Origin of the sequence: Thiobacillus sp. (assembly GCF_018780105.1) — a bacterium.
Classification (GTDB): domain Bacteria; phylum Pseudomonadota; class Gammaproteobacteria; order Burkholderiales; family Thiobacillaceae; genus Thiobacillus.
On the sequence record NZ_JADMKC010000018.1, the window covers coordinates 126,799 to 140,901 of the forward strand.

Below are 14,103 nucleotides of genomic sequence, written 5' to 3' on the forward strand. Positions count from 1 at the left end.
GGGCTATTCCAGCCAGATCAGCGAAGCCATGCGCCCGGTCACGCCGTCGCGACGATAGGAAAAGAAGCTGTCCGTCTCGGTATACGTGCAACGCCCGCCGCCGTAGACAGCCTGAACCCCCACGTGATTAAGGCGGATACGCGCCAGCTGGTAGATGTCGGCCAGCCACTTGCCGGGTGCGTGGGGAATGAAGGCGTGGGCAGCCTCAGGATGCCGCGCGACAAACGCCTGCCGCACCTCGTCGCCCACTTCGAACACCTGCGGGCCGATGGCCGCCCCCATCCAGGCCAGAATTTCACCTGACGGCACCTGCATCGCGGCCACGGTTGCTTCCAGCACGCCGTCAGCCAGCCCGCGCCAGCCTGCGTGCGCAGCCGCCACCACGCTGCCGGCGCGGTCGCAGAACAACACTGGCAGACAATCAGCGGTGAGAACGACGCTGACGCTGCCAGCCTGACGGGTAAAAGACGCATCGGCCTCCGGCACGCCAGCGCCGGCTTCCACCACTTTTGCACTATGAATCTGCTTCAGCCAGCCGGGCTCGGATGGCAGTTGCTGGCGCAGGCGCGCGCGGTTGGCCGCTACATGCGCCATGTCGTCGCCGACGTGGTCACCCAGGTTGAAGGCCGTCCACGGTGCGCCGCTCACCCCGCCTTCGCGGGTGGTCATCCGGCTTTTGACGTGGGGCGGTGCAGGCCAGTCAGGGACGATCATCCTAGAAACCGCAGTTGGACGCGCCCGAGGGTGCGTCTGATCGGGTGTCTGCCGCGAAGCAACGACGCTGCGGGCCGGGGCCCGCAAGGAGGCGCGACAAAGGCAGGCGCACGAGCAGGCGTGCCAGCGGGTGCGTAGCGGTCTCACCCGAACGGTGACTATGATCGAAGGCAGAAAACCCAGTGTTCATGCGGTATTCATCAAGAGGACAAGCGGTCAACTGCGGTTTTTAGGATCATGCACACCCCAGACTTCAAGCCACCCAGGGGCGATCTTCGCGCAAGGCTTCGAGCAGCGACTCGAAATCGGCCGGCAGAGGGCATTCCCATTGCACCAGATCCTTGAACAAGGGGTGGATTAGCCCCAGACGCTCGGCATGCAATGCCTGGCGCGGGAACACGATCTTGTGGTGGCTGCGACGGCTGGCGCTGTAAACGGTGTCGCCCACCAGGGGGTGGCCGATGTGCTGCATATGAACGCGGATCTGGTGGGTGCGGCCGGTTTCCAGCTTGCAGCGCAACAGGGTGACGTTGGAGGGAAAGCGCTCGACCACTTCATAGTGGGTGATCGCCTGCTTGCCCATACTGTGGACGCAACGCTTGGTGCGGTTGTGCGGATCGCGCGCCAGCGGCTCGTCGACCGTGCCATCGTGGTCGACTTCACCGTATACCAGCGCCAGATATTCGCGTTTGACCGTGCGCGCCTGCAGCTGGCGCACCAGATCGGTATGCGCGGGCAGGGTTTTGGCGACGACCAGCAGGCCCGAGGTGTCCTTGTCCAGCCGGTGCACGATGCCGGCGCGCGGCAACTCGGCCACCTGCGGAACCCAGTGCAGCAAGGCATTGAGCAAAGTGCCATTGCGGTTGCCGCTGCCGGGATGTACCACCAGGCCGACCGGCTTGTTGATTACCAGCAGCATCGGGTCCTGATGCACGATATCGAGCGGGATGTCTTCCGGCGCATCCGGCGTGGCATTGGGATCGGCTTCGATCTCGACCCGTACCGACTCGCCGCCAAAAACCTTCATTTTGGTCGAGGGAAAAACCTCGTCCACTGCAATCTTGCGGGCGCGGATCCAGTTCTGGATACGGTTGCGCGAAAACTCGGGCAACAGGGCCGACAGCGCCTGGTCCAGCCGCTGGCCGCCCTGCTCGTTCGGGATTACCAGCTCGCGAACGCCGTCTTCGCTTAATCCCTTATAATCGTCAGACGAATTTTCTGTGTCTTTTTCCATGCTTAAGCAACATTTTTCCGGTTCTACTACATTCAAACGCGCATGGGGCAGCGTACTGCTCACTGTCGCCCTGACGCTGGGCGGCTGTAGCGGCCTGCCCGAACTTCAGGATGAAACCTCGGGCTGGTCGGCACAAAAGCTCTATGCCGAGGCCAAGGACAATCTCAATGATGGCAACTACGAGCGTGCTGTCAAACTGTTCGAGACACTGGAATCACGCTACCCGTTTGGCCGCTACGCACAGCAGGCCCAACTTGAGGTGGCATATGCTTATTACAAGGACAACGAACCGATTTCCGCCATCGCCGCGTGCGACCGCTTTATCAAACTGCACCCCAACCACCCTAACGTCGATTACGCGTACTATCTGAAGGGCCTAGCGAATTTTAATGACGATCTGGGCCTGCTGGGCAACCTGATCGAACAGGACATGAGCGAGCGCGACCCGCAAGCTGCGCGGGATGCCTTTCTCGCGTTCAAGGAGCTGATCACCCGCTTTCCCGACAGCAAGTATGCGGAAGATTCGCGCGCCCGCATGAACTATCTGCTGAATGCGCTGGCCAGCAACGAAGTCCACGTCGCCAAATACTATATGAAGCGGGAAGCCTGGGTGGCCTCGGCCAACCGCGCCCGCGAAGTGCTGAAAAACTACCCGGATGCCCCAGCGCTGGAAGAAGCGCTGGCGATCATGGTGGTGTCCTACGACAAACTGCACCTGACCGATCTGCGCGACGACACGCTGCGCGTCATGAACCTCAACTTCCCCAACAGCAAATATGCCAAGGGCGTCGATCTCGAAGGCCGTCCCTGGTACAGCCTCTGGTAATCAAACGGCGACGACGGCTTAAATAGCCGTTTCGCCCGACTCACCGGTGCGGATCCGCACCACCTGTTCCATGTTGCTGACAAAAATCTTGCCGTCGCCAATCTTGCCGGTGCGCGCAGCGGTGGTGATCGCCTCCATTGCGCGGTCGAGCAGGCTGTCGGCGATGACGATTTCCAGCTTCACCTTGGGCAGAAAATCCACCACGTACTCGGCGCCGCGATACAGCTCGGTATGGCCTTTCTGCCGGCCAAAGCCCTTGACTTCGGTGACGGTCAGGCCGGTTACGCCAATATCGGAAAGCGCTTCGCGCACTTCGTCGAGTTTGAACGGCTTGATGATGGCTTCGATTTTTTTCACGGCAAATCTCCTTCGGGTCGGTATTTCGAGGTAATCGGATAGCGGCGATCCTTGCCAAAACCGCGCGGGGTAATGCGTGGCCCGGGCGGGGCCTGGCGTCGTTTGTATTCAGCCAGATCCACCAGGCGGATGACCTTGCGCACAACGGCGGCATCGAAGCCCTGCGCCACGATATCGTGCGCCGACAGATCGCGCTCGACGTAGGCCGCCAGTATCGCATCCAGCACGTCGTATGGCGGCAGGCTGTCCTGGTCGGTCTGATCGGGGCGCAGCTCGGCCGACGGCGGGCGGTCGATGATGCGTTGCGGAATGATGCTGGACAAGCCGTTGCGGTAATTCGCCAGCCGGAACACGCGCGTTTTCGCCACGTCCTTCAGTACGGCAAAGCCGCCCGCCATGTCGCCGTAGAGGGTGGCGTAGCCGGTCGCCATTTCGCTTTTGTTGCCGGTGGTCAGGACGAGCGTACCGAATTTGTTCGACAACGCCATCAGCAGCGTGCCGCGCGTTCTGGCCTGCAGGTTTTCTTCGGTGGTGTCGGCCGCACGCCCGGCAAACTCGCCCGCCAGTTGCGCCAGAAAAGCATCGAACACCGGCTTGATGGGGATTTCTGAATAGCGCACGCCCAGCCGCTGCACCATGTCGCGCGAATCTTCCACACTGATGCCGGCGGTGTAGTCCGACGGCATCATCACTGCGTGCACCTTGTCTGCGCCCAGCGCATCGACCGCGATCGCCAGCGTCAGCGCCGAATCGATGCCGCCCGACAGACCCAGATGCGCGCCCCTGAAGTTATTCTTGGCACTGTAATCGCGCACCGCCAGCACCAGCGCGGCGTAAACGGCAGCATCTTCGTCCTGCAATTGATGCTGCGGCCCGCTGCATGACTCGCCCGCAATATCGAAATAGAACAAACCGGCCTGCCAGGCCGGGCACTGCGCCACCACCTCGCCCGCCGCATTCATCGCAAACGACGCGCCATCGAACACCAGTTCATCCTGGCCGCCCACCATATTGGCGTAAACGATCGGCAGTCCCGCCTCGACGATCCGCGAGCGCGCCACGGCATAGCGCTGGTGCTCCTTGTTGAGATGAAACGGCGAGGCATTCGGCACCAGCAGCCATTCCGCACCGGCGTCCAGCGCGCGCGCAGCAGGTCCCGGCTCCCAGATATCGCCACAGATGTTGAGCCCGAAACGGATACCGTCGCAGGTAAACACGCAGGGCCGGTCGTCGCTGTCGAATACGCGCTGCTCGTCGAACACCGAATGATTCGGCAGGTGATGCTTGCGATATACCGACTCGACTTTACCGCCGCGCACCAGCGCAACGGCGTTGAACAAGCCCTGGTCGCTGCGCTCGGGGTAACCGACGATCAGCGCGAGTTCGGGCGGCGCGTCCTGCGCGATCTGCTGCAATGCCGCCGCGCAGGCCGCGCAAAAATCCGCCCGCAGTACCAGGTCTTCGGCCGGATAACCGCAAATCGACATTTCCGGCGTCAGCAGCAGGGCCGCACCCGCCGCCTGCGCCTCGCGCGCCGCTGCCAGCAATTGCGCGGTATTGCCGGCGATGTCGCCGACAGTGGGGTTGAGTTGGGCGATGCCGAGTTTCATCGACTAAGCTCCCATGAGTTTTGCAACTGAAGCCTCCATGGAATTCTTTGAGCTTTCCAATTCTTCGATCACTCGCAACCGATCTTCTGCGGAACGATTCTGACTCAGCTTGAATTTGGCCTGAATATCTGTAATTTCGATCTCGAAACCGACGATCATGCCGAGCAGTTTTGTACGTCGTTCACCCGCCAGATCGGGTTTCCACGGCTTGGGCTGCTTCTGTTCGTAAACATCCGTTTGCCTTTCAAGCAGGGCTTCAAGCTCGGCTTCGGATCCCATGATCCGTGGCTTTCCCCTTAGATGCACCACAGCATAATTCCAGGTGGGAACACCGGGGGCCGCATACCACGAAGGTGAAACGTATGCATGCGCCCCTTGAAAAACCACCAGCACCTCATCGCAAGAAGCCAGGTGCTCCCAGTGCGGGTTTGCCCGCGCCATGTGCCCGAACAACTTCCCCTGTGCGCCGGACGACGGCTCGAACAGGAAAGGCAAATGGCTAACGAAGGGCTGCCCTTGCGGCGCAGTCACAAGCATGCCAAAAGCGTTCTCCTGAATAAGCGCCTGAATGCGTTCAGGGCTTTCTTCCTTGAAATGTTCAGGGAGATACATCTAGCTTCGAGCCAGCGCTTGCTGCACGGCTTCACCCAGCCCGGCTGGGCTCTGCGCGATAACCACGCCCGCCGCTTCGAGCGCACGGATCTTGGCGTCCGCCGTGCCTGCGCCGCCGGCGATGATCGCGCCCGCATGGCCCATGCGCTTGCCCTTGGGCGCGGTGCGCCCGGCAATGTAGGCTGCCACCGGCTTCTTCATGTTCGAGCGGATGAATTCGGCCGCTTCCTCCTCGCGGCTGCCGCCGATTTCGCCAACCATGATCACGGCTTCGGTCTGCGGATCGGCTTCGAACAGCGCCAGGCAATCGATGAAGTCGAGGCCCTTGATCGGATCGCCGCCGATGCCGACGCAGGTCGATTGACCAAGATCGAGTTGCGTGGTCTGGTACACGGCTTCGTAGGTCAGCGTGCCGGAGCGCGAGACGATGCCGATCCTGCCCTTCTGATGAATGACGCCGGGCATGATGCCGATCTTGCATTCGCCCGAGGTGATGATGCCGGGGCAGTTTGGACCGATCAGCTTGGCGCCGTTGGCACGCAAGGCCGCCTTCACGTTCAGCATGTCGAGTACTGGAATGCCTTCGGTGATGCAGACGATGACCTCGATGCCGGCGTCGGCCGCTTCGAGGATCGAGTCGGCGGCAAACGCGGCCGGCACGTAGATCATGGTCGCTTGCGCGCCGGTCTGCCGCACCGCGTCGCGCACGGTGTTGAATACCGGCAGGTTCAGATGCGTCTGCCCGCCCTTGCCCGGCGTCACGCCACCGACCATCTGCGTGCCGTAGGCGATCGCCTGTTCGGAATGGAAGCTGCCCTGCTTGCCCGTGAAGCCCTGGCAAATCACTTTGGTATTTTGGTTGACGAGGATGCTCATGCGGCCTTCTCCACGGCAAGTTTGGCGGCATGGGTGAGACTTTCCGCAGCCAGGATCGCCAGCCCCGATTCAGCCAGCAGCTTGCGCCCAATCTCGGCATTGGTACCTTCCAGCCGCACGATTACCGGCACCTTCACGCCGACTTCCTTCACCGCCTGGATGATGCCTTCGGCAATCACATCGCAGCGCACGATGCCGCCGAAGATGTTGATCAGTACCGCGCGCACGTTGGGATCGAGCAGGATGATCTTGAAGCCCTGCGCCACCGTCTCGGGCGTGGCGCCGCCGCCGACGTCGAGGAAGTTGGCCGGCGTACCGCCCTCCAGTTGAATCAGGTCCATCGTCGCCATTGCCAGCCCGGCGCCGTTGACCATGCAGCCGATGTTGCCGGTGAGTGCGACATAGTTGACGTTGGCCGCGTTGGCCGCGGCTTCTTTGGCGTCAATCTGGCTGTCGTCGCGCAGCTCGGCCAGCGACTTGCGGCGGTACAGGGCGCTGTCGTCGATGCTCATCTTGCAGTCGAGCGGCAGCACGCGATTATCAGCGGTGACGATCAGGGGATTGATTTCAAGCAGGCTCAAATCGTTGGCCATGAACACGCGATACAAGGTCGGCAGCAGGCGGCAGAAATCCTTGTACGCCTCGCCCGTCAAGGCCAGCGCAAACGCCAGCGCACGGCACTGAAAATCCTGCACGCCCAGCAGCGGGTCGCAGATTTCGGTCAGCACTTTTTCCGGCGTGGCGTGAGCGACTTCTTCGATGTCCATGCCGCCTGCAGCCGAGGCGACGATGGCCACGCGCTCGGATTCGCGGTCGACCAGCAGGGACAGATACAGCTCGCGCGCAATCGGCAGGGTTTCTTCGACCAGTACCTGATTCACCGGCTGACCGTCGGGTGCGTTCTGATTGGTCACCAGCACGCTGCCAAGCAGCCTGGTTGCCAGCGCATGCACCTCATCAAGCTGCTTCACGACCTTGACGCCGCCTGCCTTGCCACGCCCGCCGGCATGGATTTGCGCCTTGACCACCCAGGCCTCGCCGCCCAGTTCAGTGGCGGCTTTCACGGCATCGTCGGCGCTCGCCGCGGCGATGCCGCGCGGCGTGGTAATGTTGCCCGATCGCAATATTTGTTTGGCCTGATACTCGTGCAGGTTCATGTTTGATGGAAGCTCGCCAAAACGTGCATTTTGAAGCAAAGCCCGCCGATGCGGAAGCCACGGAAACCGTCATTCGCGTGATTCCGCGCATGGCCGACCTCGATCCGACAGCCTGGGACGCACTGGCGGGCGACTCGCCTTTTCTGCGCCACGCTTTTTTACACGCGCTGGAAGCCAGCGGATGCGTTGGCGCCGACATCGGCTGGGAGCCGGTGCACCTGGCGCTGTTCCGCAACGGCCAGCTCGACGCCGCCATGCCGCTCTACATCAAGCATCATTCCTGGGGCGAGTTCGTATTCGACTGGGCCTGGGCAGATGCGTATCGCCGCCACGGAGTGGCCTACTACCCCAAGCTGGTGTGCTGCGTGCCGTTCTCGCCTGTGCCTGGCGCGCGCCTGCTGGCAAGAAACGATGCCGACCGCGGCACGCTGCTGCAGGCAGCGCTCAAACTCATGCAGGACCTGAGCTTCTCGTCCCTGCACATCCTGTTCCCCACCGAACCGGACCATGCCGCGCTCCAGGCCACGCCGCTCATGCACCGCAGCGGCTTCCAGTTTCACTGGCATAACGCGGGCTATGCCGATTTCGAGGCCTTCCTCGCCGCGATGACGCACGACAAGCGCAAGAAAATCCGCCAGGAAAGAAAGAAACTCGCCGCCGCAGGCGTCACCTTCCGTTGGGTCGAAGGCGCGGAAAGCACCGACGCCGACTGGGATCACTTCTATCGCTGTTACGCCGACACCTACGCCCGCCATCGCAGCGACCCGCATTTAAACCATGCGTTCTTCGCCGCCATCCGCGCGTCGATGCCAGAAAACCTGGTGCTCATCATCGCCGACCGGCAAGGCGAGCCCATCGCCTGTTCGTTCTGCGTCAAGGATGGCCAGCGGCTATACGGTCGCCACTGGGGCACCCTGGAATATGTGCCCGGCCTGCATTTCGAGACCTGCTACCAGCAGGGCATCGAATACGCGATTGCGCATGGCCTGCAGGTGTTCGAAGGCGGCGCGCAGGGCGAGCATAAACTGGCGCGCGGCCTCGTCCCCACTGCCACGCATTCCTGGCACTGGCTGGAAAACGCCGAATTCCGCGAGGCGGTCGACCGTTTTCTCGAACGCGAAACCGACGCCATCAGTCATTACATGGATGAGCTGGACGCGCCGTTCCGCCGCGAGCTGCCGTCGACAAAATAAGTCCGGATACGGGCCTGCTGACACAGGCCTGTCATGCTCAACTGAAACACTCAACGAATGGCCTGCTGCGCTATGATTCAGCTCAGCGGATAGCGCCTGATAACAAGATCCAATAAAAAACTGACTTTCCCATTTAAATTTGGAGCGTGAACCCATGATTATTCGTCCCCTCTCTGCAGCACTGCTGATTGCGCTAACTACGCAGGCTCAAGCCAACATCGACATCCAGTTCGACTTCAGCTACGACACCAACAACTTTTTCAGCGATGCCAGCCGTATATCTGTGCTGGAATCCGCTGCCAGCGTGTTCGAAAGCCGTTTTTCCGACTCATTCAGCGCCATCACTTCTTCCGGCCCGAATGGTTTCGATCCGCTTTTCTTCAACCCTGCCAACCCCGTTGGCGCAGAGCTCAGCAACAACAACGACACCTTCGCCGCCAATGTGATCCGGGTTTATGCCGGTGGCTACAACTTCACCACCAACACCCTTGGCATGGGCGGCGGTGGCGGCTACAACTGCTCGGGTATCGGCAGCTTTTGCAGCGATGCCACCCAGCGCGGCCAGGGCGATGTTGCGGGTGTGGACGCCCATGACGTTGCTCCCTGGGGCGGCTCGATCACTTTCGATTCTGCTGGCACCAACTGGCATTTCGGCCAGACCACCACCGGGCTCGACAACAACGAATTCGACTTTTACTCGGTTGCCGTGCACGAACTGGCTCACCTGCTTGGCTTCGGCGCATCCGATTCATTCAAAAATCTGATCAGCAACGGTAACTTTGTCGGTGCGGAAGCCGGCTCACACGCCTTGAACGGCGATCAAGACCACTGGGCGTCGGGCACCCTGAGTTTCGCCAATGGCGTCAGCCAGGAAGCGGCGATGACGCCCAGCCTCACCAACGGCACCCGAAAATATTTCACCGAACTCGATTTCGCCGCCATGCAGGATATCGGCTGGCAAGTCACCCCTGTGCCGGAAGCCGACACCTGGACGATGCTGCTGGCAGGTCTGGGTCTGGTCGGATTCGCCGCCCGGCGACGCAAGGCGTAGCCTTTTCGATATGCAATAAAAAACGGCGGGTGAACCCGCCGTTTTTTATTGTGTGATGGTTCGGATCAGATCAGAACCGCCGTCAGGTAGCCCACATACAGCGCACCGTTCACAAACAGATGCCATACGCGCAAGCCGCCATTCAGCGCAGCCCAGCGCAGCCAGAAGGCCGCCACCAGCGTGACGACCACGCCCAGCAGCACTTCCATTTGCGGCGCCCACGGCGTCAGCGAAATGCCGATCGCGGGCAGCAGCGTGCCCTGAAACACCATGGCGCCGGTGATGTTACCGAACGCCAGCGTGTCCTTGCGCTTGCGGATCCACAGGATGGAATTCACTTTTTCCGGCAACTCGGTCGCAATCGGAATGATCATCAACGACAGCAGCAGGGCGGACAGGCCGATGATCGGTGCGGCGGCTTCCACGCCATGAATGAAGCCCTTTGCACCCACTACCAGCAATGCCAGGCCCATCGCCAGTTGCACAATGATGAACAGCATGTTCTGTGGCAGGCCCAACCGGGTCAGCAGCATCGGCGAGCCGGCCTCGGTGGCGTGGCCATCTTCGACCAGCTTGCTCGACGCGCGCAGGGTCATCATCACGTAGATGAAATAAATCAACACCATGACGAACGCAATGGCGGCACGCACCCAGCCCTCGCCATGGGGAATGAACAAGGCCACGAAGGCCAGCGAGAACGCGATCAGGAAAAAGTCGAGATCGCGCTTGAGGCCGGTGCGCTCGGGTGTGAGGTGGCCCTGAATTCCGCGCCGCTTGAGCACGGCCAGCGCCATCAGGCTGACCGACAGCGTCGACAGCATCAAGGGCGCGCCCAGGATGGCGCCGACGCCAATTTCTTCGCCAACCTGCGCATTGCCGGTTCCGGCAAAAATCGCCAGCAACGGCACCATGGTTTCGGGCATGGCCGTACCGACCGCGGCAAACAGGGAGCCGGTGACGCCTTCCGAGATTTTGAGTTTTTCGCCCAGGTGTTCGAGCGCGTTGACAAAGATTTCAGCCGCCACCAGGATCACGACCAGATAGCCCAATAATTCGAGAAACAACATGAGAGACAGCCAGGAGGAAAACGTGGATTCTACCAGCCGGACGCCCTGCCCTCCGCTGGCATTTTCATGCCTGAACGAAGGGGGCTATCACGGTCGTCTGGCGACGACGGCGGGCGTAGCGCTCGTGTTGTTCAGTGCGCCGGCCTGCGGTGCCTGCCGGGGCTGGAAAAGCCTGTTGCCGACAGCGCTTACCGGAATGGCCGACGCGCTGTATGAAGTCGATGTCAGCGTAGCCACCGGCGTGGCGCGCTACTTCGGCATCTTTCATCTGCCCACGCTGTATTTGTATCGCGACGGGCGGTTTCACGCCGAGTTGCAATGTGAAGCGCGGCCGGAGGCCATCCGGCAAAGCGTACAACGCCTGCTGGCTGCGCCGTCGCAGGATGAACCTTGAACCCGGATAATCCATTAGGTGGATTTTCCGGGTTGAACCGCCTCAGGTCAGGGCGCGCCCCAGGAACACCACGGCAATCGTCAGCAGCCCAAGGCTGAGGTTGATGCCGATCAGCATGCGAATCTGACCCAGAGCCGCACCGCCGGCAGGCCAGTTCTGCTCGCTCACCGCACGCTTGAGTTTTTTGTAGGGGGCGAAGAACACATGGGCGAACAACAGCATCATCACCACACCGAGCGCCAGCATAGCCAGTGCGTAATGCGGCGTGGCCGCGCCCAGCTGCATCAGCATGTGCAGGCCGGTTGCCAGGACCAGCGTCACCGACACCCACACCCAGGGGAAGAACTTGCCGAATACGCCAGCCCACAGGGTCAGGCGCTGCGGTGGTTCCAGCACGGCAGCCGCCACCGGGCGCAGCGCCATATAGGCGAAGAACATGCCGCCGACCCAGACTACGATACCCAGCACATGCAATATTGCGGACAGTTCCATGCTATTTCCTTTCAAAAAAGTAAAGCTTGATCGAGCGCAAGTTTAACCGGGCCGAAACTGCGTCGGTGGTGTGGGCAGGCGCCATGGGTTTTCAATGCGGCCAGGTGTACGGCCGTCCCGTAGCCCATATGCTGGGCAAATCCATAAGCAGGAAACTCCGCGTGCAACTGCTGCATAAACTGGTCGCGTGCCGTTTTGGCCAGGATCGATGCTGCAGCAATCGCCGCCACCTTGTCGTCGCCCTTGACCACGGCCTGCGAACGCCATGACCAGTTGGGACAACGGTTACCGTCCACCCAGACGTCGTCCGGCGCGCGCGCCAGTCCGGCCACGGCACGTTGCATCGCCAGCATCGTGGCCTGCAGGATATTCAACTGGTCGATTTCAGCGACGCTGGCCTCGGCCACGCACCAGGCAGCGGCATGCAAACGGATGGCGCCGGCCAGTTGTTCGCGTTTGCTTGCGCTGAGCTTCTTGGAATCGCGCAGACCGGGAATCGGCCGTTCGGGATCGAGCATGACGGCTGCCGCCATCACCGGCCCGGCCAGCGGCCCGCGTCCGGCTTCATCGACACCGCACAAGCCGAGCGGCCCGACATGCAAAATAACCGGCGACGTCACACGCCCTCCAGATAAGGTTCGAGCGCTTCGGCGATGCGTGCGCTGGCGTTCTGCCGCAGGCTCATATGCATCGCATGAAATCTGTCGGCCAGCGCCTGGCAGCGCGGCGCATCCGCGAGCCAGGCCAGCGCGTCGGCGGCAAGATGCGCCGGCGTCGCGTCCTCCTGCACCCGCTCCGGCACCACGAAGTCGCGCGCCAGAATGTTCGGCAAGCCGATCCACGGCAACAAGGCTTTCTTGCGCATCAGGTAGGCGGTCAGTGCCGGCACCCGGTAGGTAATCACCATCGGCTTCTTGAACAGCGCAGCTTCGAGCGTGGCAGTGCCGGATGCGACCAGCGCCACGTCGCACGCCGCCAGTGCGGCATGCGACTGCCCATTCAGGATATGCAGGGGCAGCGCCCTGCCCTGTGCAGCCTGGCGGATCAGCTGCGCAGCCGATTCGCTCGCGGCGGGCAGCACGAACTGTGCCTCGGGCTGACGCTGCAGAATCAATCCTGCGGCATCGAGCATCAACTGCGCGTGGCGCTTCACTTCGCTGAGCCGGCTGCCTGGCAGCAGCGCAATCACCGGACCTGCCTGCAGTCCCAGCGCGACGCGAGCAGCCGCGACATCCGGCTGCAACGGAATCACATCGGCCAGCGGATGGCCCACGTAGGTGACGGGAATGCCGGCATCCTGATAAATCTTTTCCTCGAACGGAAACACCACCAGCATCTGCGATACCGCTTGCCCGATGCGGTGAATGCGTTCAGGCCGCCATGCCCACAGCGAGGGGCTGACAAAATGCACGGTGGGGATTCCAGCCTGCTTGAGCCGTGTTTCAAGCGTGAAATTGAAATCCGGCGCATCGATGCCAACGAAGACGCGCGGCCGCTCCTGCAAAAAATGGCGCGTGATGCGCGAGCGTATCCACAATAGCTCAGGCAGGTGGCGCAGCACCTCGACATAGCCGTTGACCGCCAGCTTGTCGCTGGAGTAGACCGCATCGACGCCAGCCTGGGCGAGCCGGGGCCCGGCGATGCCGGCGGCGCGCAACGCAGGATGGGCTTGCTTGAGTGCGCGCACGAAATGTGCGCCGAGCAGATCGCCGGAGGCTTCACCGGCGACCAGCCCCAGATCGATCATCGGATGATGCCGCGCTCGGATCGCGCGAGAAAATCGAGCAACTGCTGTACTTCGGGGTGGCTGGCCGCATCGTCCCCGAGTTTGGTCTGCGCCTCGGCAACCGTATTGCCTTCGCGGTAAACGATCTTGTAGGCGCGCTTCAGCGCAGACAAGGCGTCGGCCGAAAAACCGCGCCGCTTGAGGCCTTCGCTGTTGAGGCCGTGCGGTGCGGCAGGCTGGCCGGCTGCCATGACGAAGGGCGGAATGTCCTTGAACACCACGCTTGAAATTCCCGTCATCACGTGCGCGCCGATCTTGCAGAACTGGTGCACGCCGGTAAAGCCGCCCAGAATCACCCAGTCGCCAATTTCGGCGTGCCCGGCAAGCGAGGCGTTGTTGGCGAAGATCGTGCGGTCGCCCACCACGCAGTCGTGCGCGATATGGACATAGGCCATGATCCAGTTGTGATTGCCGATCGTGGTGACGCCGCGACCCTGCACGGTACCGACGTTGAAAGTGCAGAACTCGCGGATGACGTTGTCGTCGCCGATCTCAAGCCGCGTCGGTTCGCCCGCGTATTTCTTGTCCTGCGGCACTTCGCCGAGCGAGACAAAATGAAAAATCTGGTTGCGCGCACCGATGCGGGTGTGGCCGGTAATGACCGCATGGGCGCCGACCGTGGTGCCGGCGCCGATCGCAACGTGCTCGCCGATGATGCTGTAGGGGCCGATCTCGACATCGTCGGCCAGCTGTGCGCCTGCCGCGACCAGCGCGGTGGGGTGAATCTTCGCCAT

16 protein-coding genes are annotated in these 14,103 nt (G+C 61.9%); 4 read left to right on the forward strand and 12 right to left on the reverse strand.

The genetic code is table 11. The annotated features are described in order from the left end of the window. Window positions 1-3: 3 nt before the first annotated feature. Window positions 4-714: a peptidoglycan editing factor PgeF gene (pgeF, locus tag IV098_RS10760; protein WP_296888956.1), complete on the reverse strand. Its 711-nt coding sequence runs from the start codon at window positions 712-714 to the stop codon at window positions 4-6. A gap of 253 nt (window positions 715-967) precedes the next feature. Next, window positions 968-1,948: a 23S rRNA pseudouridine(1911/1915/1917) synthase RluD gene (gene rluD / locus IV098_RS10765; protein WP_296888957.1), complete on the reverse strand. Its 981-nt coding sequence runs from the start codon at window positions 1,946-1,948 to the stop codon at window positions 968-970. On the opposite strand from rluD, the gene IV098_RS10770 reads away from it, so the two are divergent. After that, a complete protein-coding gene (locus IV098_RS10770) occupies window positions 1,947-2,774 on the forward strand; it encodes an outer membrane protein assembly factor BamD (protein WP_296888959.1) in 828 nt (275 codons plus the stop codon). The genes rluD and IV098_RS10770 overlap by 2 nt on opposite strands. A gap of 18 nt (window positions 2,775-2,792) precedes the next feature. On the opposite strand, the gene IV098_RS10775 is transcribed toward IV098_RS10770, so the two are convergent. The 5 genes from IV098_RS10775 to sucC are packed head-to-tail and all read right to left on the reverse strand — an operon-like array spanning window position 2,793 to window position 7,386. After that, on the reverse strand, window positions 2,793-3,131 hold the full coding sequence (locus tag IV098_RS10775; protein ID WP_296888961.1) for a P-II family nitrogen regulator: 339 nt from the start codon (window positions 3,129-3,131) through the stop codon (window positions 2,793-2,795). Further along, entirely contained in the window at window positions 3,128-4,741 is a 1,614-nt protein-coding gene (locus IV098_RS10780) for an NAD+ synthase (RefSeq protein ID WP_296888963.1), read from the reverse strand. Before IV098_RS10780 ends, IV098_RS10775 begins: the two co-directional genes overlap by 4 nt. Window positions 4,742-4,744: 3 nt before the next feature. Further along, window positions 4,745-5,353 (reverse strand): FMN-binding negative transcriptional regulator, encoded by a 609-nt coding sequence (locus tag IV098_RS10785; protein ID WP_296888965.1) that lies wholly within the window; start codon window positions 5,351-5,353, stop codon window positions 4,745-4,747. Beyond that, on the reverse strand, window positions 5,354-6,229 hold the full coding sequence (sucD, locus tag IV098_RS10790) for a succinate--CoA ligase subunit alpha (RefSeq protein ID WP_296888967.1): 876 nt from the start codon (window positions 6,227-6,229) through the stop codon (window positions 5,354-5,356). It lies immediately after the preceding gene. Then, on the reverse strand, window positions 6,226-7,386 hold the full coding sequence (gene sucC / locus IV098_RS10795; RefSeq protein ID WP_296888969.1) for an ADP-forming succinate--CoA ligase subunit beta: 1,161 nt from the start codon (window positions 7,384-7,386) through the stop codon (window positions 6,226-6,228). Before sucC ends, sucD begins: the two co-directional genes overlap by 4 nt. Window positions 7,387-7,391: 5 nt before the next feature. Between sucC and IV098_RS10800 the strand changes: the two genes are divergently transcribed. Continuing rightward, window positions 7,392-8,579, forward strand: a complete 1,188-nt coding sequence (locus IV098_RS10800) for a GNAT family N-acetyltransferase (RefSeq protein ID WP_296888971.1) — start codon at window positions 7,392-7,394, stop codon at window positions 8,577-8,579. Window positions 8,580-8,733: 154 nt separating this feature from the next. After that, window positions 8,734-9,630: a PEP-CTERM sorting domain-containing protein gene (locus IV098_RS10805; protein WP_296888973.1), complete on the forward strand. Its 897-nt coding sequence runs from the start codon at window positions 8,734-8,736 to the stop codon at window positions 9,628-9,630. A 65-nt stretch (window positions 9,631-9,695) separates the two neighbouring features. On the opposite strand, the gene IV098_RS10810 is transcribed toward IV098_RS10805, so the two are convergent. Further along, window positions 9,696-10,697, reverse strand: a complete 1,002-nt coding sequence (locus IV098_RS10810; RefSeq protein WP_296888975.1) for a sodium:calcium antiporter — start codon at window positions 10,695-10,697, stop codon at window positions 9,696-9,698. Between the two features lie 22 nt (window positions 10,698-10,719). Between IV098_RS10810 and IV098_RS10815 the strand changes: the two genes are divergently transcribed. Beyond that, window positions 10,720-11,091 (forward strand): co-chaperone YbbN, encoded by a 372-nt coding sequence (locus IV098_RS10815; protein WP_296888978.1) that lies wholly within the window; start codon window positions 10,720-10,722, stop codon window positions 11,089-11,091. A 42-nt stretch (window positions 11,092-11,133) separates the two neighbouring features. Here IV098_RS10815 and IV098_RS10820 read toward each other — a convergent pair whose 3' ends face one another. From IV098_RS10820 to lpxA, 4 genes are read right to left on the reverse strand one after another with little or no spacing between them, the layout of a single operon-like run. Beyond that, the gene (locus IV098_RS10820) at window positions 11,134-11,583 is read right to left on the reverse strand and encodes a CopD family protein (protein ID WP_296888980.1); all 450 of its coding nucleotides are present in this window, start codon (window positions 11,581-11,583) and stop codon (window positions 11,134-11,136) included. Window positions 11,584-11,594: 11 nt separating this feature from the next. Continuing rightward, window positions 11,595-12,203 carry a ribonuclease HII gene (gene rnhB / locus IV098_RS10825; protein WP_296888982.1) on the reverse strand — a complete coding sequence of 203 codons (609 nt, stop codon included), beginning with the start codon at window positions 12,201-12,203 and terminating at the stop codon, window positions 11,595-11,597. Further along, on the reverse strand, window positions 12,200-13,330 hold the full coding sequence (gene lpxB, locus IV098_RS10830) for a lipid-A-disaccharide synthase (RefSeq protein ID WP_296888984.1): 1,131 nt from the start codon (window positions 13,328-13,330) through the stop codon (window positions 12,200-12,202). The genes rnhB and lpxB overlap by 4 nt, the downstream gene beginning before the upstream one ends. Then, a complete protein-coding gene (lpxA, locus tag IV098_RS10835; RefSeq protein ID WP_296888986.1) occupies window positions 13,327-14,103 on the reverse strand; it encodes an acyl-ACP--UDP-N-acetylglucosamine O-acyltransferase in 777 nt (258 codons plus the stop codon). The genes lpxB and lpxA overlap by 4 nt, the downstream gene beginning before the upstream one ends.

Bases quoted from the DNA above. Each gene is read 5' to 3' on its own strand.
- sucC (WP_296888969.1), bottom strand. From the start codon at position 7,386: ATGAACCTGCACGAGTATCAGGCCAAACAAATATTGCGATCGGGCAAC.
- IV098_RS10810 (WP_296888975.1), bottom strand. From the start codon at position 10,697: ATGTTGTTTCTCGAATTATTGGGCTATCTGGTCGTGATCCTGGTGGCG.
- lpxB (WP_296888984.1), bottom strand. From the start codon at position 13,330: ATGATCGATCTGGGGCTGGTCGCCGGTGAAGCCTCCGGCGATCTGCTC.
- pgeF (WP_296888956.1), bottom strand. From the start codon at position 714: ATGATCGTCCCTGACTGGCCTGCACCGCCCCACGTCAAAAGCCGGATG.
- IV098_RS10785 (WP_296888965.1), bottom strand. From the start codon at position 5,353: ATGTATCTCCCTGAACATTTCAAGGAAGAAAGCCCTGAACGCATTCAG.
- IV098_RS10800 (WP_296888971.1), top strand. From the start codon at position 7,392: ATGGAAGCTCGCCAAAACGTGCATTTTGAAGCAAAGCCCGCCGATGCG.
- IV098_RS10780 (WP_296888963.1), bottom strand. From the start codon at position 4,741: ATGAAACTCGGCATCGCCCAACTCAACCCCACTGTCGGCGACATCGCC.
- IV098_RS10820 (WP_296888980.1), bottom strand. From the start codon at position 11,583: ATGGAACTGTCCGCAATATTGCATGTGCTGGGTATCGTAGTCTGGGTC.
- IV098_RS10805 (WP_296888973.1), top strand. From the start codon at position 8,734: ATGATTATTCGTCCCCTCTCTGCAGCACTGCTGATTGCGCTAACTACG.
- IV098_RS10770 (WP_296888959.1), top strand. From the start codon at position 1,947: ATGCTTAAGCAACATTTTTCCGGTTCTACTACATTCAAACGCGCATGG.
- lpxA (WP_296888986.1), bottom strand. From the start codon at position 14,103: ATGGCGAAGATTCACCCCACCGCGCTGGTCGCGGCAGGCGCACAGCTG.
- sucD (WP_296888967.1), bottom strand. From the start codon at position 6,229: ATGAGCATCCTCGTCAACCAAAATACCAAAGTGATTTGCCAGGGCTTC.
- rluD (WP_296888957.1), bottom strand. From the start codon at position 1,948: ATGGAAAAAGACACAGAAAATTCGTCTGACGATTATAAGGGATTAAGC.